Annotated in this window: 22 protein-coding genes; 9 read left to right on the top strand and 13 right to left on the bottom strand. The window is 62.2% G+C overall.

Features of this window, described 5'->3' with window-relative positions:
• Nucleotides 1-15: 15 nt before the first annotated feature.
• From D1820_RS08820 to D1820_RS08805, 4 genes are all read right to left on the bottom strand, one after another.
• Nucleotides 16-1,014, bottom strand: a complete 999-nt coding sequence (locus D1820_RS08820) for a Gfo/Idh/MocA family protein (RefSeq protein WP_118068623.1) — start codon at nt 1,012-1,014, stop codon at nt 16-18.
• Nucleotides 1,015-1,197: 183 nt separating this feature from the next.
• Nucleotides 1,198-1,869 carry a DUF938 domain-containing protein gene (locus D1820_RS08815; protein WP_118068622.1) on the bottom strand — a complete coding sequence of 224 codons (672 nt, stop codon included), beginning with the start codon at nt 1,867-1,869 and terminating at the stop codon, nt 1,198-1,200.
• Nucleotides 1,869-2,981: an FAD-binding oxidoreductase gene (locus tag D1820_RS08810; RefSeq protein WP_118068620.1), complete on the bottom strand. Its 1,113-nt coding sequence runs from the start codon at nt 2,979-2,981 to the stop codon at nt 1,869-1,871. Before D1820_RS08810 ends, D1820_RS08815 begins: the two co-directional genes overlap by 1 nt.
• Entirely contained in the window at nt 2,978-3,931 is a 954-nt protein-coding gene (locus tag D1820_RS08805) for an aldo/keto reductase (RefSeq protein ID WP_118068618.1), read from the bottom strand. The genes D1820_RS08810 and D1820_RS08805 overlap by 4 nt, the downstream gene beginning before the upstream one ends.
• A gap of 141 nt (nt 3,932-4,072) precedes the next feature.
• Between D1820_RS08805 and D1820_RS08800 the strand changes: the two genes are divergently transcribed.
• On the top strand, nt 4,073-4,684 hold the full coding sequence (locus tag D1820_RS08800) for a CDP-alcohol phosphatidyltransferase family protein (RefSeq protein WP_118068617.1): 612 nt from the start codon (nt 4,073-4,075) through the stop codon (nt 4,682-4,684).
• Between the two features lie 172 nt (nt 4,685-4,856).
• Here D1820_RS08800 and D1820_RS08795 read toward each other — a convergent pair whose 3' ends face one another.
• From D1820_RS08795 to xdhA, 8 genes are all read right to left on the bottom strand, one after another.
• Entirely contained in the window at nt 4,857-5,933 is a 1,077-nt protein-coding gene (locus tag D1820_RS08795; protein ID WP_102883978.1) for a BMP family ABC transporter substrate-binding protein, read from the bottom strand.
• A 72-nt stretch (nt 5,934-6,005) separates the two neighbouring features.
• Nucleotides 6,006-6,926 (bottom strand): ABC transporter permease, encoded by a 921-nt coding sequence (locus D1820_RS08790; RefSeq protein WP_014875712.1) that lies wholly within the window; start codon nt 6,924-6,926, stop codon nt 6,006-6,008.
• 1 nt (nt 6,927) lies between these two features.
• A complete protein-coding gene (locus D1820_RS08785) occupies nt 6,928-7,242 on the bottom strand; it encodes a DUF2834 domain-containing protein (RefSeq protein ID WP_118068616.1) in 315 nt (104 codons plus the stop codon).
• Nucleotides 7,242-8,324, bottom strand: coding sequence for an ABC transporter permease (locus D1820_RS08780; protein ID WP_118068615.1), 1,083 nt, complete (start codon nt 8,322-8,324; stop codon nt 7,242-7,244). The genes D1820_RS08785 and D1820_RS08780 overlap by 1 nt, the downstream gene beginning before the upstream one ends.
• Nucleotides 8,325-8,444: 120 nt before the next feature.
• Nucleotides 8,445-9,962, bottom strand: a complete 1,518-nt coding sequence (locus D1820_RS08775) for an ABC transporter ATP-binding protein (RefSeq protein ID WP_118068613.1) — start codon at nt 9,960-9,962, stop codon at nt 8,445-8,447.
• Nucleotides 9,959-10,909 carry a xanthine dehydrogenase accessory protein XdhC gene (xdhC, locus tag D1820_RS08770; protein ID WP_118068611.1) on the bottom strand — a complete coding sequence of 317 codons (951 nt, stop codon included), beginning with the start codon at nt 10,907-10,909 and terminating at the stop codon, nt 9,959-9,961. The genes D1820_RS08775 and xdhC overlap by 4 nt, the downstream gene beginning before the upstream one ends.
• 3 nt (nt 10,910-10,912) lie before the next feature.
• Nucleotides 10,913-13,318, bottom strand: a complete 2,406-nt coding sequence (xdhB, locus tag D1820_RS08765) for a xanthine dehydrogenase molybdopterin binding subunit (RefSeq protein ID WP_118068610.1) — start codon at nt 13,316-13,318, stop codon at nt 10,913-10,915.
• Nucleotides 13,318-14,712 carry a xanthine dehydrogenase small subunit gene (gene xdhA / locus D1820_RS08760; RefSeq protein ID WP_118068608.1) on the bottom strand — a complete coding sequence of 465 codons (1,395 nt, stop codon included), beginning with the start codon at nt 14,710-14,712 and terminating at the stop codon, nt 13,318-13,320. The genes xdhB and xdhA overlap by 1 nt, the downstream gene beginning before the upstream one ends.
• Nucleotides 14,713-15,093: 381 nt before the next feature.
• Between xdhA and dnaE the strand changes: the two genes are divergently transcribed.
• The 3 genes from dnaE to D1820_RS08745 all read left to right on the top strand — a co-directional run bounded on the left by dnaE (nt 15,094) and on the right by D1820_RS08745 (nt 19,905).
• A complete protein-coding gene (dnaE, locus tag D1820_RS08755) occupies nt 15,094-18,606 on the top strand; it encodes a DNA polymerase III subunit alpha (RefSeq protein ID WP_118068607.1) in 3,513 nt (1,170 codons plus the stop codon).
• 1 nt (nt 18,607) lies between these two features.
• Nucleotides 18,608-19,288, top strand: a complete 681-nt coding sequence (locus D1820_RS08750) for a hypothetical protein (RefSeq protein ID WP_118068605.1) — start codon at nt 18,608-18,610, stop codon at nt 19,286-19,288.
• Nucleotides 19,289-19,374: 86 nt separating this feature from the next.
• Nucleotides 19,375-19,905, top strand: coding sequence for a GNAT family N-acetyltransferase (locus D1820_RS08745; RefSeq protein ID WP_118068603.1), 531 nt, complete (start codon nt 19,375-19,377; stop codon nt 19,903-19,905).
• A 9-nt stretch (nt 19,906-19,914) separates the two neighbouring features.
• Here D1820_RS08745 and D1820_RS08740 read toward each other — a convergent pair whose 3' ends face one another.
• The gene (locus D1820_RS08740; RefSeq protein ID WP_118068601.1) at nt 19,915-21,117 is read right to left on the bottom strand and encodes an ROK family transcriptional regulator; all 1,203 of its coding nucleotides are present in this window, start codon (nt 21,115-21,117) and stop codon (nt 19,915-19,917) included.
• Between the two features lie 172 nt (nt 21,118-21,289).
• Here D1820_RS08740 and D1820_RS08735 point away from each other — a divergent pair, with 172 nt between their 5' ends.
• The 5 genes from D1820_RS08735 (at nt 21,290) to D1820_RS08715 (ending at nt 25,987) form a co-directional block, all read left to right on the top strand.
• The gene (locus tag D1820_RS08735) at nt 21,290-22,306 is read left to right on the top strand and encodes a sugar ABC transporter substrate-binding protein (RefSeq protein WP_040175557.1); all 1,017 of its coding nucleotides are present in this window, start codon (nt 21,290-21,292) and stop codon (nt 22,304-22,306) included.
• Nucleotides 22,307-22,540: 234 nt separating this feature from the next.
• Nucleotides 22,541-23,602, top strand: a complete 1,062-nt coding sequence (locus D1820_RS08730; RefSeq protein WP_118068600.1) for an ABC transporter permease — start codon at nt 22,541-22,543, stop codon at nt 23,600-23,602.
• On the top strand, nt 23,602-24,378 hold the full coding sequence (locus D1820_RS08725; RefSeq protein ID WP_040175555.1) for an ATP-binding cassette domain-containing protein: 777 nt from the start codon (nt 23,602-23,604) through the stop codon (nt 24,376-24,378). Before D1820_RS08730 ends, D1820_RS08725 begins: the two co-directional genes overlap by 1 nt.
• Nucleotides 24,375-25,019, top strand: coding sequence for a nucleoside/nucleotide kinase family protein (locus D1820_RS08720; RefSeq protein ID WP_118068598.1), 645 nt, complete (start codon nt 24,375-24,377; stop codon nt 25,017-25,019). Before D1820_RS08725 ends, D1820_RS08720 begins: the two co-directional genes overlap by 4 nt.
• Nucleotides 25,016-25,987 (top strand): carbohydrate kinase, encoded by a 972-nt coding sequence (locus tag D1820_RS08715; RefSeq protein WP_118068597.1) that lies wholly within the window; start codon nt 25,016-25,018, stop codon nt 25,985-25,987. The genes D1820_RS08720 and D1820_RS08715 overlap by 4 nt, the downstream gene beginning before the upstream one ends.
• Nucleotides 25,988-26,011 lie beyond the last annotated feature (24 nt).

Here is a 26,011-nt window from a genome sequence, read left to right as displayed (position 1 = left end):
AAGAAAATACGCGCCTTAGTCGGAGAGCGCGGCGCGCGCGCTGGCTTCCCAATCTGTGAGTAAGGCCATGATCTCTCGGCTGTCGCGATGCCGGGGAGAGGGGCGCGCGGCTTCGCGATTGCCACGGGAGACATGGTGTTCCACCAGCTTGGTTTGGTGATAAAACGCGTCATGGGGATCCTCGACGTGAATCAGTTCCGCGTCCCCGTCAAATGGCGACCACTTCAGCGTGCTGCGGCCTCCGATCGGCTGCCAGGGGTTGGTCTCAAAACTTAGGACGCCATTGTCACCAATCACTGCGAAGCCATTGCCGGTCCCGTAGGAATCGGTGGAATGCAAGGTGGCCAACACGCCGGTATCAAACCGCACCGTGCAGGCCGCATCGCAGATCGTGCCGTCTTGATTGAGATTTCCGACCCCGTGCAGCTGGCGCTGTGCAAACGCGTCCTCGCCACACATTGTCTGCACGGTCAGCTGTAGCAACGAAGCTGGGTAGCAGCCCAGATTATAGAGCGTTCCCATGCCCTTGGGATTCACGACCTGCCAGATATCGGCGCAGTAATACCCGTTGATACTACGCAACGCGCCAAGCCGACCATCGCGCAGAACCTCGACAAACCGCGCCAGCAACGGATGTGCCAGATACATCAGCCCCTCGACAAAAAAGGTCCCCGCATCCGAGACCGCGCCCAGCAGTGCGTCGGCTTCGGCCATGGTTGTGGTCAGCGATTTCTCTGACAGCACCGCCAGTCCTGCCTGCGCCGCCTTCATGGTGACGACATGGTGCATATGGTTCGGCAAGCCGATATAGATCGCGTCCAGCTCCGGGTCGGACAGCACCGCATCCAGATCGGTCTGACCGTGGGGAATATCGTGACGTGTCTGAAACTCTGCAACCAGATCTGGCTGTCGCCCAAACACGCTATGAAGCTGCGATCCATCGCTTGCCTTGATGCCGTCAATCGCCTTGTTGGAGATGAATCCGGTGCCGATAATTGCCCATTTCAGTGTCATTGTAACCTTCATGTCTTGGATCTGAGTGCGCGCGCGTCACAGGCGACCAGCGCGGGTTGCGTCGCGGCGAAGGGTCGACCCTAGTTGCAATGCAAGACAGCGGCAAGTTTCGGCCCCAAGAGATCACGCGCCTCGCCTTAGATGTCGCCTTCCCGGGGACGGGCCGTCTGGCCCTCGGCTGACCTATCGTCTGGCCACCAGCGCCAGATTGTTGGCGGGCATCTCGATGACCTCCGCCATCTCCAGACCGCTGGCCTGTAGCCAGTCCATCACATCGAAATCATCCTTGTAACCCACCTCCGGGTCATGGCTGCTCAGTTTGGTGTGAAAGGCGCGATCACCCTCGCTGGTCAACTCACCTGCGCGCATGAACGGCCCATAGATCACGAAACGCCCGCCCGGTGCCAGATGATCGGCGGCCCCGCGGATCAGCGCTTTGGCTTCCGGCGTGCTGATCAGATGCAGCAGGTTGCACAGGACGATCAGATCAAAGGCAGCCATATCCTCAGGCCAACGCTCTTCAGTGGCGTCTAGCTGGCGGGCCGGGGCGATGTTTGTACACCCGCTCTCGGCGCTGTAGGCGGTGACGCTGGCCAATCGCGCCGGGTCCACGTCACTTGGATGCCAGTCAATGTGCGGGCAGCGGCGGGCGAAGCCGGCGATATGCTGGCCGGTGCCGCTGGCGATTTCCAGTGCGCGCGGGCGGGGGAGCTCCGAACTGCCGGGCTGGGGGGCGATCTGGGCCAGAAGATCTGCAATCGGCTCCAGATTGCGCGCGGCAGAGGGGGCAAACAGCTTCTCACCCGCCTCAGGCAGCGCGACGGAGGCTTCTCCGGGGACGCTCCGCACAGCCATCAGCGCAACCGTCCGGGGCTGAGAGCGGCCAGCGTGGTCGCATCGATTTTCGGGGTCTCACCGGTGATCAGATCAGCAATCAAGCGCCCGGCAGCAGGGCTGGACTGCACGCCGTATCCCCCCTGACCCGCACACCAGACAAAGCTGGGCTGATCCGGGTCGGGACCCATCACCGGCACACCGTCAGCGACAAAGCTGCGCAGACCCGCCCAGTTGTGCTCAACGCGGGTCACGGGTGTTGTCACCATTTCCTCATAGCGGGCCAGCCCCTCGGCCAGCACCATATCATCAGCATAGGCATCATGCGGCGCGACCGGATCGGCATCGGCGGGAGAGACCAGCAGCTTGCCTGCGTCCGGTTTTGCATACCAGCATTCGCCCACTCCCATGATCATCGGCCAGCGGGTGACATCGTGGCCACCGGGGGCAGGCAGCCGCGCCATGGAGCGACGTTTGGGTTGCAGCCCAATCGGAGCAATATTCGCCAGCGCGGAGATCTCATCGGCCCAGGCTCCGGCGGCATTGACGATATGGCGGCTGCGCAGGGTTTCGGTGGTTCTGCCCGTCCCCGTGCCGGTTGTGACCTCAACCTCCCAAAGATCATCTGCAGCGCTGTGGCGGATCGCTGTCACCTGCGCATCGGTCCGGATCCTGCCACCGTGGCTGCGTGTGACCTTAGCGAAATCCTGCAGCAGCCTGTCGGCATCCAGATCTTCGGCGGTGTCGTGATAGGCGGCAAAGCCTACTGCGGCGGGGTTCAGCACCGGCACCATCTGCACCGCCTGTTCCACGGGAATCTCTGTCAGCGACAGGACGGCGCAGTCAGCGGCAAAGTCCTCTGCCTGATTGGGGCCTGCGACCAGCATCATGCCGCGCGGGCTGAGATAGCCATTGCTGCGGTGATGGGCCTCGCTGGCCTGTGTCAGCACCTGCACCGGGCTGGGGCCGTAATGGGCCTCAAACATCGCCGCAGAGCGACCGGAGGAATGATAGCCAAGTGCGCTTTCGCTCTCCAGCACGAGGGTGCTGCGTCGGGGGCTGAGCGCGGCTGCGGCGCTAAGGCCCGCAAGACCGCCGCCAATGATCAGCACATCGGGGATCTGAGTGCTCATGCCTGTTCCTCCAGTCTGTCGGTGGCCGGCGCCGGACGTGGCGACAGCGCTGAGATGCGGTCATAAAGCGCGGGCGTCATCTCGATATCCAGCGCCGCCAGCGAGGGGCGCAGCTGCGCAAGCGTGCGGGCGGAGATGATCGGCGTCACCTGCGCGCCATAGCCTGCCGCCCAGGCCACAGCGAGGCTTGCAGGCTCCACCCCCAGCTCCGCAGCCAGTTCAGCAAGGGCGCTGGCACTGTCCAGCATCCAGCGTTGGCCGTAACGTTCGCGGTAGCGGGGGTCTTCATCCAGCCGGCCCCGGCTGCCACCATCGGTCGGATCTGCGGCATATTTCCCGGTCAGCATTCCGCCGCCAAGTGGCGAATAGGGGGCAACGGCGATGTCCTGATCGGCGCACATCGGCAGGATCTCGACCTCGGCCTGACGTTTGATGAGCGAATACATCGGCTGCAGGATCGCCGGGCGCAGATCAAACTCCTGTCCGATCATGATCGCCTTCATCACCTGCCAGGCGGCAAAGTTCGACAGGCCGAGATAGCGAAACTGCCCGGCGGCGCGCAGCTCGGCCAGTGAGGCAAGCGTTTCGCGCAGATCCGTTTCTTCGTCGTAGCGGTGCAGATATAGGATATCGACCATATCCTGCCCCAGACGCGCCCGTGACTGATCCAGCTGGCGGCGGATATTCTCAGGGCCTGCGCCACCGGTGTAGGCGACCTTGGTGGCGATCAGCAGGCTGTCGCGGGCGTCCCGGATCAACTGGCCGAGGATCTCTTCGCTCTGGCCATCAGTATAGACCCAGGCGGTATCGAAATGGGTGATCCCGGCGGCGCGGCAGGCGTCATACATCGCAGCCGATTGCGCGGCATTGGCACGGCCGCCAAACTGCATGGTGCCAAAGGCAAGGGCGCCGGCGGGGGTGCCGTCTAGGCTGATCAGATTGGTGTTCATGCGCCGCAGCGTGGCACGAGTGCGCCGCAACCAAAAGCGCAAAATGTCAGATATTGGCGCAAAGATATCTGCGGGAAATCCCGCAGTCCGCCTATCATAATCGTGAGTGGCAAAGCCCCGGTGCGCGGGGTAGGGGAGAGTATGTTTGATTCAAAAATCCGCCCGCTGATTGATCCGATGCTGAACGCGCAGGGGCAGGTGATCGCCCGCGCCGGCATCAGCGCCAATCAGGTGACACTGCTGGGGCTGGGGCTGGGGCTGCTGTCGGCCGTGATGATCGCCTGCGGTCTGTTTGCGCTGGCGCTGCTGCCGCTGCTGCTGTCACGGCTGGCGGATGGTCTGGACGGTGCGGTGGCCCGCGCCAGTGAACCAAGTGATTTTGGCGGCTATCTCGATATCACCTGTGATTTCCTGTTCTACGGCGCGGTGCCGCTGGCCTTTGTGCTGGCGGATCCGGGCCAGAACGCGGTGGCGGGTGCCTTCCTGCTGATGACGTTCTATGTGAACGGCACCAGTTTTCTGGGCTATGCGGTTCTGGCGGAAAAACACAAGATGAAGAGCACGGCGCGCGGGGTGAAGACGCTCTATTTCACCGGCGGGCTGTTGGAGGGGGCGGAGACCATCGGCTTCTTCGTGCTCCTGTGCCTGCTGCCTGCGTGGTTTGCCCCCATGGCCTGGATCTTTGGCGCGCTGTGTCTGGTGACCGCCAGTTCCCGTGTGCTGCTGGCGCTGCGGGTGTTTCATCGCGGCTGAAGTGCCGAATTGCGTTTTGGGATTTTGAGTATTTTTGGAAAGGTGACAGGCGAAGGTCATGGGACCCGGCGAGGCTTGCCCTCGCAGATGCCACTGAAGGTTTTTGTGAAAAAAGGCCCGCCGGATGAGGCGGGCCTTTCGTGTCATTCCATCTTTGAGGAGGCAGCGCCGCTTATTGCGGGATGTCGCCCTGAATGCCCTCGACGAAGAAGTTCATGCCCGCCAGCGTGCCGTCATCCGCGGTCTCACCTTCTGCCAGCCAGTCGGAGCCGTCCTGTTTTTTGATCGGACCGGTGAATGCATGGTAGGAGCCATCAGCCAGCGATGCCTTGAGCGCCAGGGCTTCTTCCTTCACCGCTGCGGGAACCGCATCGGTGATCTCGCCGATTTTCACCATGCCGTCGCCGATACCGTGCCAGGTGTCGGTGCTGGCCCAGCTGCCATCCATCACGGCCTGGGTGCGGGCAATGTAGTAAGGCGCCCAGTCATCGATGATGGAGGAGACGCGCGGTTTCGGCGCATACTCGGCCATATCCGAGGCCTGGCCAAACGTGTAGACATTGCCAGCGGCCTGCGCGGCGGCTTGCGGCGCGGTGGAGTCGGTGTGCTGCAGGATCACATCGGCGCCCTGTTCGATCAGAACCTTGGCAGCGTCGGCTTCCTTCGCCGGGTCAAACCAGGTGAAAGCCCAGACGATTTTGAACTCCACATCGGGGTTCACTTTCTTGGCATGAAGATAGGCCGAGTTGATGCCGCGGATCACTTCGGGGATCGGATAGGAGCCGATGTAGCCGACGATATTGCTTTCGGTGAGATTTCCCGCGATGTGGCCCTGTACCGCGCGGCCTTCGTAGAAACGGGCCGAGTAGGTGGAGACATTGTCGGCGCGCTTGTAGCCGGTGGCGTGCTCGAACTTCACGTTCGGGAATTTCTTGGCGACGTTGATGGTCGGATCCATGTAGCCAAAGGAGGTGGTGAAGATCAGATCTGCGCCTTCCAGCGCCATCTGGGTCATCACGCGCTCGGCATCGGGGCCTTCTGCCACGTTTTCGACGTAGACGGTTTCGACCTTGTCGCCGAATTCCGCAACCACGGCCTTGCGGCCCTGATCATGTTCATAGGTCCAGCCACCATCACCCACCGGACCAACATAGACAAATCCCACTTTGGTCTTGTCGTCTGCGGCCACGGCGCCGGTTGCCAGGCCAAGCGCCACTGCGGCGCTGGTCAGCAGTTTATTCAGTTTCATCTTTACGGACTCCCCGTTTTGGTTGTTGTGCCCAGGAGAGGACCCTGGACAGAGGTTCCGCCGCCCGCCAGATCAGCGGGAGGCGTGGAAATTGCGGCCAAGGGCGGCAGGTGCGCTGCTCTTGTCCGCGGAAAGAATAACAAGCACGACAATGGTGATAACGTAGGGCGACATTGCCAGATACTCGACCGGGATGGCAACGCCTGCGGCCTGCAGATTGAGCTGCACCACAGTGACCCCGCCGAAAAGATAGGCACCGAGCAGCGCGCGCCACGGCTTCCAGCTGGCAAAGACCACCAGCGCCAGCGCAATCCAGCCGACACCGGCGGTCATGCCCTCGGTCCATTGCGGCACCCGGATAAGGCTGATGTAGGCGCCGCCAACGCCCGCACAGGCACCGCCGAACAGGATCGCCATCAGGCGGATGCGGATCACCTTGTACCCCAGCGCATGGGCGGCGTCGTGGTTTTCACCGACCGCCCGCAGGATCAGCCCGGCACGGGAAAACTTCAGCAGCGCCCAGACAGCGGCGGTGAGCGCGATACCGAAATAGAGAATGATATCATGGCCAAAGAGGATCGGACCCACCACCGGCAGATCGCTCAAGACGGGGATATGGATGTCGCCCATTTGCGGCGGCTTCACCCCCACATAGGATTGCCCCATCAGCGCCGACAGCCCCAGACCAAACAGCGTCAGCGCCAGGCCTGAGGCGACCTGATTGGCTTTGGCAAACTGGGTCAGGAAGCCGAACAAAACCGACAGCGCTGCCCCGGCAAAGGCGGCAGCAAAGAAGCCCAGCAGGGGGGAGCCGGTCTCAACCGCGGTGGCGAAACCGGCGATGGCGCCGGTGATCATCATGCCTTCGACGCCAAGGTTCAGAACGCCTGATTTTTCCACCACCAATTCGCCAATGGCGGCGATCAGGATCGGTGTGGCCGCCACCATCAGCGAGGCGATGAGCAGGACCGGGTTGATTGCAGAAAGATCCATATCAGGCGTTCCTCGTTTCACGCAGGGCAAAATAGAGCGGCAGTGCAAGGGAGAGGCCAACCGTGAAGGCCGCAGGCAGGGTCAGCCACCACAGGTCGACGCCTTCGCGTTTGGCGTCAAAGAAAGACCAGATCCAGAACATTGGGATCGACAGCTGGATATCCGTCGAAAACCCCGCAGCAGCCCCATTCTCAAACAATGCCGTTATGAACAACACAGGTGACAGGCCGTGCTGGGCAATGAATGACGCAAAGAACAGCCAGGGTAGAACGGTGCCCAATACCGCGAGGGTCCACCAGAATGCAGGCCTTGGCATCACGCCACCTCCCGCTTGCGCAGGGTGATGCGGAAATTGGTCAGCAGGTCGAAGGCCAGCAGGAAGAACAGCAGCATCCCCTGAAACACCTGGATCGCGGCAGAGGGCAGGCCCATGTTGGACTGCGCGATATCGCCGCCGATATAGGTCAGCGCCATCAACCCGCCGGCCAGCAGAATACCCACCGGATGCAACCGGCCAAGGAAGGCGACAATAATGGCGGTAAACCCGTAGCCCACATTGAAATCGATGGAGATCTGACCGGAGGGGCCGGAAACTTCAAACAGGCCCGCAAGACCTGCCAGAGCGCCGGAGGTGCCAAGGCAGAAAAGCACCAGCCGGGTGGGGTTCACACCTGCAAAACGCGCCGCACGCGGGGCCTCGCCGCTCAGGCGGATGTGATATCCCAGCATGTGACGGTTCAGCAGCACATAGGCAAAGATCACGGCAATCAGCGCCGCCACAACACCCCAGTGCATGCCGGTGCCCACGATCAGCTCGGCGTTATGGGCGCTGTCCCAGGACTGCAGGTTGCGCGAGCCGGGAAAGCCGAAGCCCTCCGGGTTTTTCAACAGGCCAAGCGAGACCGATGCGAGGAACTGCTCGGCCACATAGACCAGCATCAGCGAGACCAGGATCTCATTGGTGCCAAAGCGGGTCTTGAGCACGGCCGGGATCATCGCCCAGGCCCAGCCGCCAAGCGCGCCAGCCACCACCATCAGCGGAAAGATCAGGACCGAGTCCGACGGGTAAAAGGCAAGGCCGGCCCCGGCGCCACAGATGGCGCCCATGATGTACTGGCCTTCAGCGCCGATGTTCCAGATCCCCGCACGAAAGCCCAAGGACAGGCCGATGGCGATCAACACAAGGGGCGCACCCTTCACCAGCAGTTGCGGGCGGTAATAAAAGGCAAATTCGCCAAACAACGGGTCCCAGAAGATGGTGCGGATCGCCGCCACCGGATCTTTGCCGAGGGCGGCAAACAGCAGCCCGCCCGCAATCATCGTCGCCAGCACCGCCACCAGCGGCGTTGCCATCGACCAGACGCGCGATGGCTGTGGTCTCTTTTCTAGCCGGATCATTCCTATCGTTCCCCCCGGTCGCAGATCTGTGCCTGCGTGCCTGTCATCTTTCCAAAAATACTCACACTCCGAACCCGGCAGCCTGCGCTGCGGTTGGACTGCGTGCGCCCGGCCGCGAGGCTAGACATGCGCAACTTCCATGCCGTGGGCGCCGCCCATCATCAGGCCGATTTCATCGACACTGAGACCCGCAGTGGGGCGCGGTGCGCTCAATCGGCCCTCGTTCAGGGCGGCAAAACTGTCGGCGATTTCCATCAGCTCATCCAGATCCTGGCTGATACAGATCACGGCGGTGCCCCCGGCGGCCAGATCCAGCAGCGACTGGCGGATCGCAGCAGCGGCGGCGGCATCCACACCCCAGGTCGGCTGATTTACCACCAGAACCTCCGGGCGTTGCAGGACCTCGCGGCCAATGACAAATTTCTGCAGGTTGCCCCCGGACAGAGAGCGCGCGGCATTCTCTGGGCCAGGCGTGCGGACGTCGAAGTCCTTGATGACCTTCTCGGCAAACTCCTGCGCCAGCCCCCATTTGAGGAAACCCCGGCTCGCCAGCCCCTCGCGGGTGGCGGCGGTCAGCATGGCATTTTCTGTCAGGCTCATATCCGGTGCGGCGGCATGACCCAGACGCTCCTCCGGGGCGGCCAGAATACCCAACCGGCGGCGTGCCACAGGGCCGAGGTTGCCAATCGGGGCGCCATCCAGGGTGACCGCATCGGCGGCGGTTGTGGTCTCGCCCGACAGCACGCCCAAGAGTTCATCCTGACCGTTGCCAGCAACCCCGCCCACGCCGAGGATCTCTCCCTTGCGCACGGTCATATGTACGTTCTTCAGAGCGGTACCAAAGGCAGAGGGTGCAGGCACCGACAGGCCGCTGATATCCAGCGCCACGTCTCCAAGCGCGCGGCCGGAGCGTTCCGGCGTTTGCAGCGCTGTGCCCACCATCATCTCAGCCATATCGCGGGCCGAAGTCTCGGAGGGCACGCATTCCCCGACATTTTTGCCCAGCCGCAGAATGGTGGCGTGATCACAGAGGGTGCGGATCTCTTCCAGCTTGTGCGAGATATACAGGATCGACGTGCCCTCGGACCGCAGCTTCTGCAGGGTCTGAAACAGGATTTCCACCTCCTGCGGAGTCAGAACCGAGGTCGGCTCATCCATGATCAGCAGCTTCGGGTCCTGCAACAGACAGCGGATGATCTCGACCCGCTGGCGTTCGCCGGCTGACAGGTCGCCAACCGTGCGAAAGGGATCCAGCGGCAGGCCGTAGGTCTCCGAGACCCGGCGGATCTGGCTGGCCAGATCGCGCATCGCAGGCGGGTTTTCCATGCCAAGGGCGATATTTTCCGCCACATTCAGCGCATCGAACAGCGAAAAATGCTGAAACACCATGGCAATGCCATCGGCGCGGGCCTGTCGCGGCTCGCCGGGGGTATAGGGTTCCCCGCGCAGCAGCATGGTGCCGCTGTCGGGCTTCACCAGCCCATAGATCATCTTGACCAGCGTCGATTTCCCGGCGCCGTTTTCGCCGAGCAGGGCGTGAACCTCTCCCGCGCCGATATCAAAGGAGACCGTATCGTTGGCAACAACACCGGGATAGGCCTTTGTCAAACCTTGCAGGCTCAGGAGAGGTTGGGTCACGCGCGTCTGTCCTTCTTCAACTCGTCTGTGGCGCCCAGGCGCAAAAGCTCTGCCGCAACCCCCACCGCAATCATCTGCGGATGCTTGCCAAGGGCGGGATCGCCGATGGGGCAGGTCAGCCGGGCGATCTGATCCGGCCTGTGGCCCAGTTCCCTGAGCCGCGAGCGGAACCGCGCCCATTTGGTGGCAGATCCGATCACCCCGGCAAAGGCAAAGCCGCGCAGCAACAGGGCGTGGCATAGCGCCAGATCCAGCGCATGGGAATAGGTAAGCACCAAATGCTGTGCATTTTCAGGGGCATGGGGCACCAATGCCGCAGGCTCCGCTGCGGGCACGGTGGTGACAGTCGCAGGACTGTCAGAGGGGAAGCGCTCAGGCCCGGTATCGACCCAGGTGATATCCAGATCCGGCATCGGCGCCAGCACATCGACCAGGGCGCGGCCCACATGGCCCGCTCCCCAGATCCACAGCGGGGTTTCAGGGCGGTGCACAGGTTCCAGCAGCCAGCCATCGCTCAGCTGCGGATCGGGGCGTTGCCCCTGACTGCGGGCCAGCGCCAGTTTGCGCCGCAGGGCAAGCGGCGGTTCGCCCGTATCTGACTGCAGTGCCCGCAGGATCACCTCGTCGTCCAGCTGCTCCAGATCCTCAGCGCGGTACAACTCGCTCCACAGCGTCACTGACCCGCCGCAGCATTGCCCCAGGTCGGGACCAAGTGCGCGGGTGGTCTGCTGCCGCATCCGACCCGTCGCCAGCTGGGCACGAGCCGCCTCAGCCGCCTCATGCTCCAACGCGCCACCGCCGATTGTGCCGGACTGGCCGTCTTCCCAGACCAGCATCGCCGCGCCTACCTCACGCGGGGAGGAACCGCGGATGGCGGCAATCACCACCCGCACCACCGGCCCATGCGCCGCAATCCCGTGGCTCAGATCCTGCAGATCAAACCCCATCGCTCAGACCTCCGGCGCGATGCGGCGCACCGCCCGCCAGAGTTCTTCCGCCGTTGCGGGCGCATTCAGCGCCGGATAGCCGCCACCGTAGGCGTCCACCGCATGGCTGAGCGCGAGCCAGGCCGAGATCCCAAGCATGAAGGGCGGCTCCCCCACCGCTTTGGAGCGATAGATGCTGTCCTCGCGGTTCTCGCCATTCCAAAGCGCGACATTGAACACATCCGGGCGGTCAGAACAGGCGGGGATCTTGTAGGTGGAGGGCGCATGGGTGCGCAGATTGCCGGTCTGGTCCCAGACCAACTCCTCTGTCGTGAGCCAGCCTGCCCCCTGCACATAGGCGCCTTCCACCTGCCCGATATCCAGCGCCGGGTTCAGCGAGGCGCCCGCATCATGCAGAACATCTGCCCGCAGAATGCGGTTTTCGCCGGTCAACCGGTCGACCACAACCTCGGTGATCGCCGCGCCATAGGCAAAGTAGAAAAACGGGCGCCCCTTGCCCTGAATGCGGTCCCATTCCAGTTTCGGGGTTTTGTAATACCCGGTAGACGACAGGCTGATGCGGCCTGTGTAGCATTCCATCGCTGCCGCCTCAAAGCTCAGCTCTTCGCTGCCGATGATGACGCGATCGCCCTCAAACCGCACGGCCGCGACCGGCTGCTGGTAGCGCTCCGCGAGATAGGCCGCCATGCGGTCGCGGATGGTGTCACAGGCGGCCTTCACCGCCATGCCATTGAGGTCGGTGCCGGAGGAGGCTGCCGTGGCCGAGGTATTTGGCACCTTGGCGGTGTCGGTGGCAGTGATCTTTACCTTGTCCAGCGAGATGCCAAAGCGGCTGGCGGCCACCTGTGCCACCTTCTGAAACAGGCCTTGCCCCATCTCGGTGCCGCCGTGGTTCAGGTGGACCGAGCCATCCTGATAGACATGCACCAGCGCACCGGCCTGATTGAGATGGGTCAGCGTGAAGGAAATGCCGAATTTCACAGGGGAAAACCCAATGCCGCGCTTGAGACGGTCATTATCGGCGTTCCACTTCGCGATCTCCGCCTTGCGCGCGGCATAATCCGATGTGTCCAGCAGCTCTGCCGTCAGCTCGTGCAGAACGAAGTCCTCTACTGGCATATGGTAGGGGGTTGTCTGCACATCTGCGGCGGGTGTGGTGACATCGGCCGGATCTGCCGGGGCGCCGCGGGTGGCAAGATCGCCTGCCGCATCCGGCGCGGGGACAGAGCTGTCGTGGGGCGCGCCCGCTGGCGCGGTGGCGGACTGCATCGGCGCATAATAGTTGCGCTGGCGCAGCGCGACCGGATCCAGACCCAGGGTATGGGCCGCGTGATCCATCAGCCGTTCGATCCCGACCATGCCCTGTGGGCCGCCAAAGCCGCGATAGGCGGTAGCGCTTTGACGGTTGGTTTTCAACCGGTGGCTTTCGATGCGGATCGCGGGGATCAGATAGGCGTTGTCGCTGTGCAGCATGGCGCGATCTGCCACCGGCAGCGACAGATCCTGTGCCCAGCCACAATCCACCAGATGGGTGAATTCAACCCCCAGAATGCGCCCCTCGGCGTCAAAGCCCGCGCGATAGGAAATGCGGAAGGCGTGACGCTTGCCGGTGATGGTCATGTCATCATCGCGATCATAGCGCATCTTGCAGGTGCGACCGGTGGCGCGGGCGGCGATGGCGCAGGCCACGGCCAGCGCGTTGCCCTGGCTTTCCTTGCCACCAAAGCCACCGCCCATGCGGCGGGTCTCAACCCGGACGGCGTGCATCGGCAGACCGATGGCCTCGGCCACCTTGTGCTGGATTTCGGTGGGGTGCTGGGTTGAGGAGTTGACCAGCATGCCGCCGTCTTCCTGCGGCTGCGCCATAGCGGCCTGGCCTTCAAGGTAGAAATGCTCCTGCCCGCCGATGTCAAACGTGTCCTCAACCACATGCGCGGCGGTCTGGATGGCGCTGTCGGCGTCGCCTTTGGTGTAGATGCGGGGGCCGTCTTCAAACCGGCTGTCTGCGGCCAGCGCGTCTTCCAGCGTCAGGAAAGCCGGGCGTTCGGCGTAGCTGATCTCGCCCTTGCGCGCCGCAACCCGTGCCGCACGATGTGAGGTGGCGACCACCAGAAACACCGGCTGACCGATATGGTGAACAGACCCTTTGGCCAAGAGCGGTTCGTCATGTGCCGAGGGAGACACATCATTGTCAAAGGGGAGATCCTCAGCGGTCAGCACCGCAACCACGCCATCGCTTTGGCGCACGGCCTCCAGTTCCATTGCGGTGATATCACCATGGGCCACGGTGGAGAGGCCAAAGGCCAGATGCAGCGTGTCGCGCGGCGACGGAATATCATCCACATAGCGCGCCTGACCGGTCACATGCAGCCGTGCCGCATCATGGGGAAGGGGTTTTGCAACAGCCATCACTTCACCTCCAGCACATGGGTGGGGGTGGTCGACTGGCCCAGATCGTCAAAATAGCGGGCGAGCATATTTGCCGCTGCCTCCAGCCGATAGTCGGCAGAGGCGCGCATGTCGCTCATCGGGGTGAAGTCGCGGGCAAATTCGCCCCGCGCGGTGGCAAGCGTGGCAGCTGACAGGGGCTGGCCAATCAGCGCCGCCTCCACATGGCTGGCGCGCTTGGGCACGCCGGCCATGCCGCCAAAGGCGATGCGGGCGGCGGTGATCTGGCCGTCCTCAACGGTCAGGTTGAAGGCGCCCAGAACGGCAGAGATATCCTGATCGAACCGTTTGGAGAGCTTATAGACACGCAGGGCATCAGCTTGGCCCTCCGGGAGTGCAGGCAGGGTGATCGCCTCAACAAATTCGCCGGGCTGGCGGTCCTGCTTGCCGTAGTCGATGAAGAACTCCTCAAGCGGCAGGCTGCGGCGGGTATCCCCACAGCGCAGGTGCAGCGTCGCGCCAAGGGCGATCAGCGCAGGCGGATTGTCCCCGATGGGGGAGCCATTGGCGATATTGCCGCCAATGGTGGCGGCGGCGCGCACCTGCTGACTGGCAAAGCGGCGCAGCATTTCGCCAAAAGACGGATGGCGCGTGGCAAGCGCGCTGCGCAAGCGGTTCATGTCGACCATCGCACCAATGCGCAGGCTGCCGTCGGGCTGCTTGGTGATCTGCTTCAGATCCTCGCAACCATCAAGGAAGATCACATCCGGCAGATCGCGCAGCTGTTTGGTCACCCAGAGCCCAACATCCGTGGCGCCGGCAATCAGCGTCGCCTCGGGTCGCGCGGCATAGGCGGCAGCCAGCGCGTCGGCGGAGGTGGGGCGCAAGGACGTGACATCACCGCCTGTTTCGGAGAGGCTGATCGCGTCTTCGCTGTGGATCCAGTCGGGGATCTGTGCCTCAGCGGCGGCCTCAGCGGCGCGGATGATCGGGGCATAGCCGGTGCAGCGGCAGAGATTGCCTGCCAGTTGGTCATCGTGATCCTGCGCGCCGTTCTTATGGGCGGTTACCATCGACATGATGAACCCCGGGGTGCAGAAACCGCATTGGCTGCCGTGGTGGGTGATCATCGCCTCTTGGACGGGGTGCAGCTGGCCATCGGGGCCTGCGGCCCCTTCGACGGTGCGGATGGACTTGCCGTGCAGTTGCGGCAGGAACAGGATGCAGGCGTTGAGCGGCTTGGCGCCATGGCCATCGGTGACCATGACCGTGCAGGCGCCGCAGTCGCCCTCGTTACAGCCTTCCTTGGTGCCGGTGAGGCCGCGATCCTCGCGCAGCCAGTCCAGCAGTGTCGCCGTCGGAGAGACCTCCGTCAGCGCGACCTCTTCACCGTTCAGCCGAAAGGTGATTGTCATGTCAGAAACCCGTCGCGTTACTTTGGTTTTCCCTTGATGCCATCCCTTCGATGCGACGTAGAAGACATGGCGGGCCTTGGTTGCTCTGTTGCCGATAGCCTAGAAAGCAGGCTGTTGTTCTGGCAAGGAAAAGTGACTCTGCCATGGAGCGGGTCGGCGGCGCAAGATCCTTGCGGTGTGCCGGTGTATGCTATTCTTTTTGAAGGGTTTAATGCCGAATTGCCGCAGGTTTCGGGCGGATCTTGATAAGACTTTCAAAGAAAGCGGAATAATGAGCGGTTAATTTTTTGGCATTTGGAAAAACCTTCCGTGTGCCGGAAGTTGATCGCCGGGCGCGCGGAAGCGCTTTAACCTTGGCGGTGCTGGCGGTAGCTTGGCGGCATGACAAATGCTCCCCGATTCATTCATCTGCGCACCCATACCGAATATTCGCTCTTGGAAGGCGCGCTGCGGCTGAAGAAGCTGCCGGATCTCTGTAAGAAACACGAGATGCCCGCGATTGCAGTGACCGACACCAACAACCTGTTTGCCGCACTGGAATTTTCCGTTGGGGCCAGCGGGGCCGGGGTACAACCGATCATGGGGTGTCAGGTGGATCTGCGGTTCACTGAGCCGGCCCCCGGGGAGCGGCCCAAACCGCCCGCCCCGCTGGTGCTGCTGGCGCAGAGCGAGACCGGGTATGAGCATCTGATGAAGCTGAATTCCTGCCTTTATATGCGCGAAGGCAGTGAACTGGCGCATGTGACGCTGGAGGAGCTGGCGGCGCATTCTGAGGATGTGATCTGCCTCAGCGGCGGGCCGGACGGGCCGGTGGGGCGGCTGTTGCAGATGGGGCAGCGTCCGGCGGCTGAGACGTTGATGCAGCGGCTGAAGGCGATGTTCCCGGATCGTCTGTATGTGGAGCTGCAGCGTCATCCCGGTGAGCATGGCCAACCAGAGGCGGAGCAGGCGACCGAGCGCGGCCATGTGGAAATGGCCTATGCCATGGATCTGCCGCTGGTCGCTACCAATGACGTCTATTTCCCGAACACAGAAATGTATGAGGCCCATGACGCGATGATCTGCATCGCTGAGGGCGCCTATGTCGATCAGGCTGAACCACGGCGGCGTCTGACGGCGCAGCATTATTTCAAGAGCCAGGAAGAGATGGTGGCGCTGTTTGCCGATCTGCCCGAAGCGATTGAGAACACGGTGGAGATTGCCAAACGCTGCGCCTTCATGGCGTATCGCCGCGACCCGATCCTGCCGAAGTTTGCCGATGACGAGGTTGCAGAGTTGCGCCGCATCGCCAACGAAGGCCTGCAGCAGCGGCTGGCGGTGATCCCCCATGCGGTGAGCGTCGAGGAATACCAGGAGCGGCTCGATTTCGAGCTGGGCATCATCGAGGGGATGGGGTTCCCGGGCTACTTCCTGATTGTTGCCGACTTCATCCAATGGGCGAAGGATCACGATATTCCGGTGGGGCCGGGGCGGGGATCTGGTGCGGGCTCCCTGGTGGCCTATGCGCTGACCATCACCGACCTTGACCCGCTGCGCTATTCACTGCTGTTTGAACGCTTTCTGAACCCGGAACGGGTGTCGATGCCGGACTTCGACATCGACTTCTGCATGGATCGCCGGGAGGAGGTGATCAAATACGTGCAGGAGAAATATGGCCGCGATAAAGTTGGGCAGATCATCACCTTTGGCGCGCTGTTGTCGAAGGCGGCGGTGCGCGACATGGGGCGGGTGCTGCAAATGCCCTATGGCCAGGTCGACCGGCTGTCGAAGCTGATCCCGGTCGAGGGCGTGAAACCGATGTCCATCGTGGACAGTCTGCGCGAAGAGCCGCGCCTGCGCGAGGAGGCGGAGAACGAAGAGGTTGTCGACCGGCTATTGAAATACGGCATGCAGGTTGAGGGGCTGTTGCGATCAGCAGGCACCCACGCAGCCGGTGTGGTGATTGGGGATCGGCCACTGGACGCGCTGGTGCCGCTTTACCGCGATCCGCGCTCCGACATGCCAGCCACCCAGTTCAACATGAAATGGGTGGAACAGGCAGGTCTGGTGAAGTTCGACTTCCTCGGCCTGAAGACGCTGACGGTGATCCAGAATGCGATGGACCTGATTTTCCAGTCGGGCCGCGATCTGCATGTGGCCGCCGATGGCACCCAGCTTTATGATCCGCCGGAGGGGGCGGAAAACCAGATCAACGCCATTCCGCTGGACGACACGGTCACCTATGACCTCTACTCAAGGGCCAAAACGGTGGCGGTGTTCCAGGTGGAATCCACCGGCATGATGGACGCGCTGAAGCGCATGAAACCCACCTGTATCGAGGATATCGTGGCGCTGGTGGCGCTGTATCGTCCCGGCCCGATGGAGAATATCCCGGTCTATTGCGAGGTCAAGAATGGCCTGCGCAAGATCCAGTCGGTGCATCCGCTGATCGACCATATCCTTGAGGAAACTCAAGGCATTATCGTTTATCAGGAACAGGTGATGCAGATTGCCCAGGTGATGGCGAACTATACGCTGGGCGGTGCCGACCTGCTGCGCCGGGCGATGGGTAAGAAGATCAAAGAGGCGATGGACGCCGAACGCCCGAAGTTTGAGAAAGGCGCGGCGGAAAACGGCGTGCCGGCCAAGAAGGCGTCGGAGGTGTTCGACCTTCTGGAGAAATTCGCCAACTACGGTTTCAACAAATCCCACGCTGCGGCCTATGCGGTGGTCAGCTACCAGACCGGCTGGCTGAAGGCGAACCACCCGGTGGAGTTTATGGCCGGCGTCATGAACTGCGATATCCATCTGACGGATAAGCTGGCGATCTACTTCGAAGAAGTGAAGAAGGGCCTGAGCCTGCCCTATGTGCCGCCCTGCGTGAACCGGTCCGAAGCGACCTTCAATGTGGTCAAGGGGGAGCTGGTCTATGCGCTGGGTGCGCTGAAAAACGTTGGCGTGGAGGCAATGCGGCTGGTGACGGCGGCGCGGCGGGAAAGCGGTGAGGACAGACCCTTTGCCACGCTGTTTGATTTTGCCCGCCGGGTGGATCTGAAAAAGGTCGGCAAACGCCCCTTGGAAATGCTGGCACGGGCCGGTGGTTTTGACCAACTTGACCCCAACCGCCGCCGGGTGTTCGACAGCCTCGGCGCACTGGTGGACTATTCGTCCGCCGTACATGATCAGCGCAATTCCAGTCAGGTGTCATTGTTTGGTGAGGCCGGGGAGGATCTGCCGGAGCCGCGTCTGCCCGGCACCCCGGACTGGCTGCCTGCGGAGCGGCTGTCGGAGGAGTTCAAGGCGATTGGGTTCTACCTCTCGGGTCATCCGCTGGACGACTATATGCCTGCGCTGAAACGCAAGGATGTGATGACGCTGGACGAGGTGACGGCCAAGGCGGAGCGCGGACCGTTCATGGCCAAGATGGCCGGTGTTGTCGCCGGTCGGCAGGAGCGAAAGTCGGCCCGCGGCAACCGCTTTGCCTTTGCCCAGCTGTCGGACACCAGCGGGGGCTATGAAGTCACGCTGTTTTCCGAAGTGTTGGAGAAATCACGCGAATTTCTGGAAACCGGCGCCAAGGTGGTGATCACCGCCGAGGCCACGATGGAAAGCGATCAGCTGAAACTGCTGGTGCGCTCTGTCGGGCCGGTGGATGCGGCGATTGCCGATGCCGGACGCAGTTCGCTGCGGGTCTATATCTCGCAGGCGAGCGCTGTGGCGACGGTGGCACAGGTGCTGGAGGATGCCAAATCCGCCGCCCGCAACGCCGCGCGCGGGGAGGTTTATATGTACCTGCAGGATCCCGGCCTGCCCGGTGATGTTGAGATGGATCTGGGCCAGCCCTTCCCCATCAACCCCCAGATCAAAGGCGCGCTGAAATCGCTGGACGGGGTGATGGATGTGGAGGAGATTTGAAGTGGGGAAGTATAGTATTAGGCATGATAAATCCGAAGCAGGGGGCGGATACCTCGCCGATGGAAAGGTGGCACTAGGCTTAACTATCGGTCTGCTTTCTGCTGTTTTATTGATTGTGCTGCTTGGCGGGAAACTTGCAGATTTAGATTTCAACTCAATTGTAGACATTACGCCAATACTAATTTCTATTCTGGTGGCTGGAGCGTCAACTTTTCTGGCGGCAAGAGCTTTGTCTGAACAAGGTCAGGCAAGGGAAGCTGCAACAGACCCGGTATTAGTCGCTCATTTCGGTCAACGGGAAGATGCTCGTGACGTGATCACACTTGACGTTACCAACGTTGGAGCAGGCGCAGCAATCAAGGTAGTGCTAGACGTTGAGGAGCCAGATGATGATCTCATGAAACGTGATCTATTCGTCAATGTGTTCGTGAAGCACCACATCTTCTCGGTCATCCCGCAGAATAGATCAGTTCAGTTCAGCCTTGGTCTTGGTTGGGATCTCCTCGGGGAAAACCCGTTACCGCCCTTTTCGGTTACGTTGCGATACGAGGATTTGGCTAGCGGTCGATATCGTAGTGATTTTACCCTTGATGTAAGAGAAATGGAGAAGCTAGGCGCTGAAAAATCTCCTGAAATGAGGATGGTTGATGCACTGGAGAAAATCGCCAAGAACTCAGGTTAGGGTTTTTATTAATAATTCCCCTTTTTTGTGATCCTCGCCCTTAACATCGCCGCACGTAAGTCTCTGCCAATTAAGGACCCATTGCCGTGACTGACCACCCAGACCTCACCCTGCGGGTGGCAGAAATGGCGGATGCGTCCAGCCTGGCGGCGCTGTCGCTGGAGGTCTGGATCGGCACCTATCTGCGCGAGGGGGTGAGCGGGTTCTTCGCCGATTATGCTCTGGCGGAGCTGACGGCGGCGCGGTTTGCCGAGACGCTTGCTGATCCGCAGGAGCATGTCATCGTCTCGCAGAACCGGGTTGGCATTGATGGCTATATCCGCATCAGTCGCGGGCGTCCGGGGCCGACACCGGGCTGTTCGGACGTGGAGATCACGACGCTCTATGTGCAGCCACGCCATCAGGGGCGGGGCATTGGGGCTGCACTGCTGCGCGCGGGTCTGGCCCATTGTGCGGAGGAGGGCGTGGCGCGGGTCTGGCTGGCCAGCAATGCCGAAAACACCCCTGCAAAGGCGTTCTACCTGTCACAGGGGTTTGACCGTGTTGGGGAGACACAGTTTATCATCAACGATCAATCGTATCTGAACGACGTTTTTGCGCGCAACTGTCCGGGGTGAGCAACCCCTTCACAGGGCGGCGTTGAAGACGGAATTGGTGTCCAGAAGATATTGGGAGATGATCGGGCCGCTGGCGGCGCCGATGGCGCGGGCGTTGGGGCCGATGGCGCCGCATTCGATGCGGGGCAGGATCAGGCCGCGGGCGTCGAGAGCCGCCAAAGCGGTGCGGGTGCGGTCGACCAGGGCCGCGCGGATGGTGTCGGGCAGGGCGCCGTCGATCAGCACCGCTTCGAAATCAATCACCGCGCAGGTCGCGAGGCTGGCGCGGGCGATGGCGTCGGCGGCCTGATCCAGCCAGGGGGTGACCTCGGCGTCAAATCCGGACCAATGCATCGGCAGCTGCCAGAGCTGGCCGGGATCCTTGCCCGCATCGCGCAGGCGCTGTTCGAGGAGGTGGATGGAGGCAAGGTCCAGGAGCTTTGCCTCCTGTCCGTCGGGGCCAAGCATCGACAGGGAGCCAAGCGCGCCGGCGTTGCCTTGATTGCCCTCCAGCACCCGGTGGTTCAGCACCACGCCGCCACCGATGAAGGCGCCGACGAAAAAATAGGCGTAGTCGCGATAAGCCTTGCCCCGGCCATACATATGTTCGGCGCGGCAGGCCGCGGTGGCATCATTGACCACATGCACGGGCAGAGCGCTGAAGCGCGCAATTTCAGATGTAAAATCAACCGTCTGCCAGTCGGCCAGCGCCTCTGCGGGAGCGTTGATCTGGGCATGCCAGGTCCAGAGCTGGAAGGGGGCAGCAACGCCGATGCCGCAGATGCGCGGGTGCAGCTCTGGCGGCAGTGCCGCCTCGATCTGGCGCATGCTGTCGCGCAGGAAGTCAAAGACCACCGCGGGCGTGGGGTAGGGGTAGCGCAGCCGCAGCTGCTGGCGCACCGCACCGCAGACATCCATCAACAGCACCTCGACGCTGCGGCGGCCGATCTTCAGCCCGTAGGAGAAGAGGCCGTCAGGATTGAGACCCATGGGCACCGACGGCTTGCCAACCCGGCCGCGCTGGGTCTCGCCACGCTGCAGCAGCCCATCGGTTTCCAGCTTACGCAGGATGACGGAGACAGTCTGTGGCGACAGGCCGGTCCCCCGGGCCAACGCGCTGCCGGGCATCGCCCCGTTGCGTTGTAGGAGAGACAGGATCAGTCGTTCGTTGAACACGCGGACACCGGTCTGATTGACACCGCCGGTCAGGGATCTGGCTTGTTCTTGTTCCATGCGGCGGACCCTAATCACGCTTTGAGATCTGAGGAAAGTGCGGATATCGACTTAATAAGTCAAGTTGATTTACTTATTGACAGGGAGGTCAGAATCACGGCCCTCTATGGGCGACACGACGGCTGGTCCGTCCTGTGTTTGTTTGTGCGTTATGATGCTGAGGGAGGACATCATGAAGAAATTGCTATTGGGAACCGCGCTTGGATTTGCGGCCATGTCTGGCAGCGCCTTTGCGGCGGAGGGCGTGACGGCCTGCCTGATCACCAAGACCGACACCAATCCGTTTTTCGTCAAGATGAAAGAGGGCGCCGAGGCCAAGGCGGCAGAGCTGGGCATGACGCTCAAAAGCTTTGCCGGGAAGGTGGATGGCGACCATGAAACCCAGGTGGCAGCGATTGAGACCTGTATCGCCGATGGGGCGAAGGGGATCCTACTGACCGCCTCCGATACCTCGTCAATTGTGCCGGCGGTGCAGCAGGCGCGCGACGCTGGTCTGGTGGTGATTGCGCTGGATACCCCGCTGGAGCCGATTGACTCCGCCGATGCCACATTTGCCACCGACAATTTTCTGGCCGGTGAGCTGATCGGCAAATGGGCGGCAGCAAGCCTGGGCGATGAGGCGGCCAATGCAAAGATCGCTATGCTGGATCTGGCTGTCAGCCAGCCCACAGTGGGCGTGCTGCGCGATCAGGGCTTCCTGCAGGGGTTCGGCATTGATCTGGGCGATCCCAACAAATGGGGCGACGAGACCGATCCACGCATTGTCGGCAATGATATCACCGCAGGCAACGAAGAAGGCGGTCGCCGCGCGATGGAGAACCTGCTGGCCAAGGATCCTATGATCAATGTGGTCTATACGATCAATGAACCTGCCGCTGCGGGTGCCTATGAGGCGCTGAAGGCGATCGGGCGTGAAAATGACGTGCTGATCGTCTCTGTTGATGGCGGCTGCCCTGGTGTGCAGAACATCAAGGATGGTGTCATTGGCGCGACCTCGCAGCAATATCCGCTGCTGATGGCCTCCAAGGGGATCGAGGCGATCAGCGCCTGGGCCAGCACTGGAGAGAAACCCGCGCCGACACCGGGCAAGGCGTTTTTTGACACCGGCGTGGCGCTGGTGACGGATCAGCCTGCTGAGGGCGTCGAGAGCATCAACACCGAAGAGGGCACAAACCTCTGCTGGGGCTAAGTCCGGGCATCCGGTTCGGCCTGACCTCTTGACGACGGATTGGCAGTGCCACCGGATACGCAGGCATATTTCGCAGGCGGTCATACCAACCCATCGAGCAGATCATGGGTGCTGAAATAGACAGGGGCGGTGGCAACATCGCCCCCTCTGCACCGCTGCGGATCTGATCCGCAGTTCAATCCCCGGATCGGGACCATGCGACCCGCCCGGATGCCGGATGTTACGGAGACAGATATGACCACGCCCCAAAGCTATGAAGCGGCGGCCAGCGGCAGCCCCGAGGCCGTTGCGGATTTTGACCAGGGAGAGGCCTCCTTTATCAGCCGATTGCAGCATCTTCTGCATGTAACGCCATCGCTGGTGCCGCTGATTGTGCTGGTGCTGTCGGTGATCGTGTTTGGGCTGCTGCTGGGGAGTAAGTTTTTCTCCCCCTTTGCGCTGACGCTGATCCTGCAGCAGGTGGGTATTGTCGGCATCGTGGCCTGTGCACAGTCGCTGGTGATCCTGACGGCAGGGATCGACCTGTCGGTGGGCGCCATCATGGTGCTGAGTTCGGTGGTGATGGGGCAATTCACCTTTCGCTACGGGTTGCCGGTTGAGGTGGCGGTGGCTTCTGGCCTGATTTGCGGCACGCTTTGCGGATTTATCAACGGCTGGCTGGTGGCGCGGATGAAGCTGCCGCCATTCATCGTGACGCTGGGCATGTGGCAGATCGTGCTGGCGACGAATTTCCTCTATTCCGCCAATGAAACGATCCGCAGCCAGACCATCGCCGCCGAGGCGCCGCTGCTGCAGCTGTTCGGCGATAAGATCAAAATCGGCGGCGCGGTGTTCACCTATGGGGTGATCTTCATGGTGGTTCTGGTGCTGTTGCTGGCCTATGTGCTGCGCCACACGGCCTGGGGGCGGCATGTCTATGCGGTGGGCGACGACCCGGAGGCAGCGGAGCTGTCGGGGGTCAAGGTCAACCGCGTGCTGATCTCTGTCTATATGCTGTCGGGGTTGATCTGCGCCTTTGCCGGTTGGGCGATGATCGGGCGGATCGGATCGGTGTCGCCGACTTCGGGCCAGCTGGCGAATATCGAGAGCATCACGGCGGTGGTGATTGGGGGGATCTCGCTGTTTGGCGGGCGCGGGTCGATCCTTGGGACGTTTTTCGGGGCGCTGATTGTCGGAGTCTTTACCCTGGGGTTGCGCCTGCTGGGGGCGGATGCACAGTGGACCTATCTGCTGATTGGCCTTCTCATCATTGCGGCGGTGGCCGTGGATCAATGGATCAGAAAGGTGTCTGTCTGATGGAACCTATTTTGAAAGCCCGCGGTCTGGTGAAGCGCTACGGCCGTGTGACGGCGCTGGACCATTGCGATTTTGATCTGATGCCGGGAGAGATCCTTGCGGTGATCGGTGACAATGGGGCCGGGAAATCCTCGCTGATCAAGGCGATTTCCGGCGCGGTGATCCCGGATGCGGGGGAGGTCTGGTTGGAGGGGCGCAAGGTGGCGTTCCAATCGCCGATTGATGCGCGTGAAGAGGGGATCGAGACGGTTTATCAGACGCTTGCAATGTCGCCTGCGCTGTCGATTGCCGATAATATGTTCATGGGGCGTGAGCTGCGCAAACCCGGCTGGCGGGGCAATCTGCTGCGGCAGCTGGATCGCGCCCGCATGGAGCAGGTCGCCCGTGACAAGCTGAACGAGCTGGGCTTGGCGACGATCCAGAATATCAATCAGGCGGTGGAAACCCTGTCGGGCGGTCAGCGTCAGGGCGTAGCCGTGGCGCGGGCGGCGGCCTTTGGCTCCAAGGTGATCATTCTGGATGAGCCAACGGCGGCGCTGGGCGTCAAGGAGAGCCGGCGGGTGCTGGAGTTGATCCAGGATGTGAAATCACGCGGCATTCCGATCATCCTGATCAGCCACAATATGCCCCATGTGTTTGAGGTTGCGGATCGCATCCATGTGCACCGGCTGGGCAAGCGGCTCTGCGTGATTGATCCCAAGCAGCACAGCATGTCGGATGCGGTGGCGTATATGACCGGCGCGCAGGTGCCGTCCGAGGATCTGACGGCGGCATGACGCAGGAGGTGACATCACTGGCGGATCTGGTCACTGCCATTGAGGCGCTGCCATGTCGGCCCGGTCGGGCGCGGCGACTGGTGGCGCTGGCAGGCGCGCCGGGCAGTGGAAAATCCACCCTCGCAGAGCTGCTGGTGCGGGCGCTCTGTGCGCAGGGGACGTCAGCTGCGGTGGTGCCGATGGACGGTTTTCATCTGGACAACCGGCTGTTGTCGGAGATGGATCTGCTGGCACGGAAAGGCGCGCCGGAGAGCTTTGATCAGGCGGGGTTTCAGCGGCTGATAGCGGCCATGGCGGTAGACGAAGAGGTGATTTACCCAGAGTTCGACCGCGCGCAGGACATTGCCATCGCAGGTGCCGCACGGGTGAATGCAGCTGTTGAGGTCGCCGTGGTGGAAGGCAATTATCTGATGTTTGACGCGCCGGGCTGGCGCGATTTGGCGGCATTGTGGGATGTATCGGTGCGGGTCGATGTCCCGCGCGAGATGCTGCGCGCGCGCCTTGTGGCGCGCTGGCAGGCCCATGGCCTGAACGACGCTGAGGCAGAAGCGCGGGCGGAGGGCAATGACCTGGCCAATGCAGATCGTGTGGCCGCCGCCTCCCTGCCTGTGGATGTGATCTGGAGAGGTAAGACAGAATGATCCTGTGTTGTGGAGAGGCGCTGATCGATATGATCCCGGCGCCGGTCGCGGGGGGCGTGGCCACCATGGATGGCGCAGAGGCGCAGACCGGGTTTGTGCCCCATTGCGGCGGCGCGGTGTTCAACACGGCGATTGCGCTGGGGCGGCTGGGGCAGGAAACCGGCCTGTTCACCGGCCTGTCGCGCGACCTGTTCGGCCAGCAACTGGCGGCGGCCCTGACGGCGTCACATGTGGATCACGGGTTTGCCGAACGGTCAGATCAGCCCTCTACGCTGGCTTTTGTGCATCTGCGTGACGGTCATGCGGAGTATCATTTCTTTGATGAGAATTCCGCCGGGGGCAGCCTGCGTCCTGACCAGTTGCCGGAGCTGTCTGAGGATGTGGAGACGTTGTTCTTTGGCGGGATTTCCTTGTGCAATGGCGCTGCGGCGGAGGCTTACGCAACGCTGGCGGCCCGAGAACGGGGACGCCGGATCATCATGATCGACCCCAATGTGCGGGCCGGGTTTGCCAAGGATGAGACGGCCTATCGCAGCCGCTTGGCGGCGATGGTGGCGGGGGCCGGGATTGTCAAAGTCTCGGACGAGGATCTGCACTGGATCTATCCCGGCGATGCACTGATCGAGGAAAAAATCCGCCAGGTTCTGACCGGGGAGACCGGGAGGGGGCCAGGGTTGGTGATCCTGACGCTGGGCAGCAAGGGCGCGAAGGGGTTCCTGCGGTCCGGCCCCACGGTCGAGGTTCCTGCGCAGATGGCGGTGGTTGCGGATACGGTCGGGGCTGGCGATACGTTTAATGCAGGCTTTCTGGCCGCGGCGAGCGAGGCAGGCGTGCTGGCGGATGCGGCCCGCGGTGAGATGGATCCCGAACAGCTGCGCGCCTGTCTGGGATACGGTGCGCGGGCGGCGGCTGTCACGGTGTCCCGTCCCGGTGCCAATCCGCCCTGGCGGGGCGAGCTGGAGGGCTAGCACGCTCGATCCAATCCCCATCAA

It is taken from the genome of Phaeobacter sp. LSS9 (assembly GCF_003443595.1).
Lineage (GTDB): Bacteria > Pseudomonadota > Alphaproteobacteria > Rhodobacterales > Rhodobacteraceae > Phaeobacter > Phaeobacter piscinae.
Note: the sequence above shows the minus strand (reverse complement) of the source record. Positions and strands in the feature narration are given on the sequence as shown.

Bases quoted from the DNA above. Each gene is read 5' to 3' on its own strand.
- D1820_RS08815 (WP_118068622.1), bottom strand. From the start codon at position 1,869: ATGGCTGTGCGGAGCGTCCCCGGAGAAGCCTCCGTCGCGCTGCCTGAG.
- xdhC (WP_118068611.1), bottom strand. From the start codon at position 10,909: ATGGGGTTTGATCTGCAGGATCTGAGCCACGGGATTGCGGCGCATGGG.
- D1820_RS08800 (WP_118068617.1), top strand. From the start codon at position 4,073: ATGTTTGATTCAAAAATCCGCCCGCTGATTGATCCGATGCTGAACGCG.
- xdhB (WP_118068610.1), bottom strand. From the start codon at position 13,318: ATGGCTGTTGCAAAACCCCTTCCCCATGATGCGGCACGGCTGCATGTG.
- D1820_RS08725 (WP_040175555.1), top strand. From the start codon at position 23,602: ATGGAACCTATTTTGAAAGCCCGCGGTCTGGTGAAGCGCTACGGCCGT.
- D1820_RS08735 (WP_040175557.1), top strand. From the start codon at position 21,290: ATGAAGAAATTGCTATTGGGAACCGCGCTTGGATTTGCGGCCATGTCT.
- D1820_RS08795 (WP_102883978.1), bottom strand. From the start codon at position 5,933: ATGAAACTGAATAAACTGCTGACCAGCGCCGCAGTGGCGCTTGGCCTG.
- D1820_RS08805 (WP_118068618.1), bottom strand. From the start codon at position 3,931: ATGAACACCAATCTGATCAGCCTAGACGGCACCCCCGCCGGCGCCCTT.
- D1820_RS08720 (WP_118068598.1), top strand. From the start codon at position 24,375: ATGACGCAGGAGGTGACATCACTGGCGGATCTGGTCACTGCCATTGAG.
- D1820_RS08820 (WP_118068623.1), bottom strand. From the start codon at position 1,014: ATGACACTGAAATGGGCAATTATCGGCACCGGATTCATCTCCAACAAG.
- D1820_RS08740 (WP_118068601.1), bottom strand. From the start codon at position 21,117: ATGGAACAAGAACAAGCCAGATCCCTGACCGGCGGTGTCAATCAGACC.
- dnaE (WP_118068607.1), top strand. From the start codon at position 15,094: ATGACAAATGCTCCCCGATTCATTCATCTGCGCACCCATACCGAATAT.
- D1820_RS08785 (WP_118068616.1), bottom strand. From the start codon at position 7,242: ATGCCAAGGCCTGCATTCTGGTGGACCCTCGCGGTATTGGGCACCGTT.
- D1820_RS08810 (WP_118068620.1), bottom strand. From the start codon at position 2,981: ATGAGCACTCAGATCCCCGATGTGCTGATCATTGGCGGCGGTCTTGCG.
- D1820_RS08715 (WP_118068597.1), top strand. From the start codon at position 25,016: ATGATCCTGTGTTGTGGAGAGGCGCTGATCGATATGATCCCGGCGCCG.
- D1820_RS08790 (WP_014875712.1), bottom strand. From the start codon at position 6,926: ATGGATCTTTCTGCAATCAACCCGGTCCTGCTCATCGCCTCGCTGATG.
- xdhA (WP_118068608.1), bottom strand. From the start codon at position 14,712: ATGACAATCACCTTTCGGCTGAACGGTGAAGAGGTCGCGCTGACGGAG.
- D1820_RS08730 (WP_118068600.1), top strand. From the start codon at position 22,541: ATGACCACGCCCCAAAGCTATGAAGCGGCGGCCAGCGGCAGCCCCGAG.
- D1820_RS08780 (WP_118068615.1), bottom strand. From the start codon at position 8,324: ATGATCCGGCTAGAAAAGAGACCACAGCCATCGCGCGTCTGGTCGATG.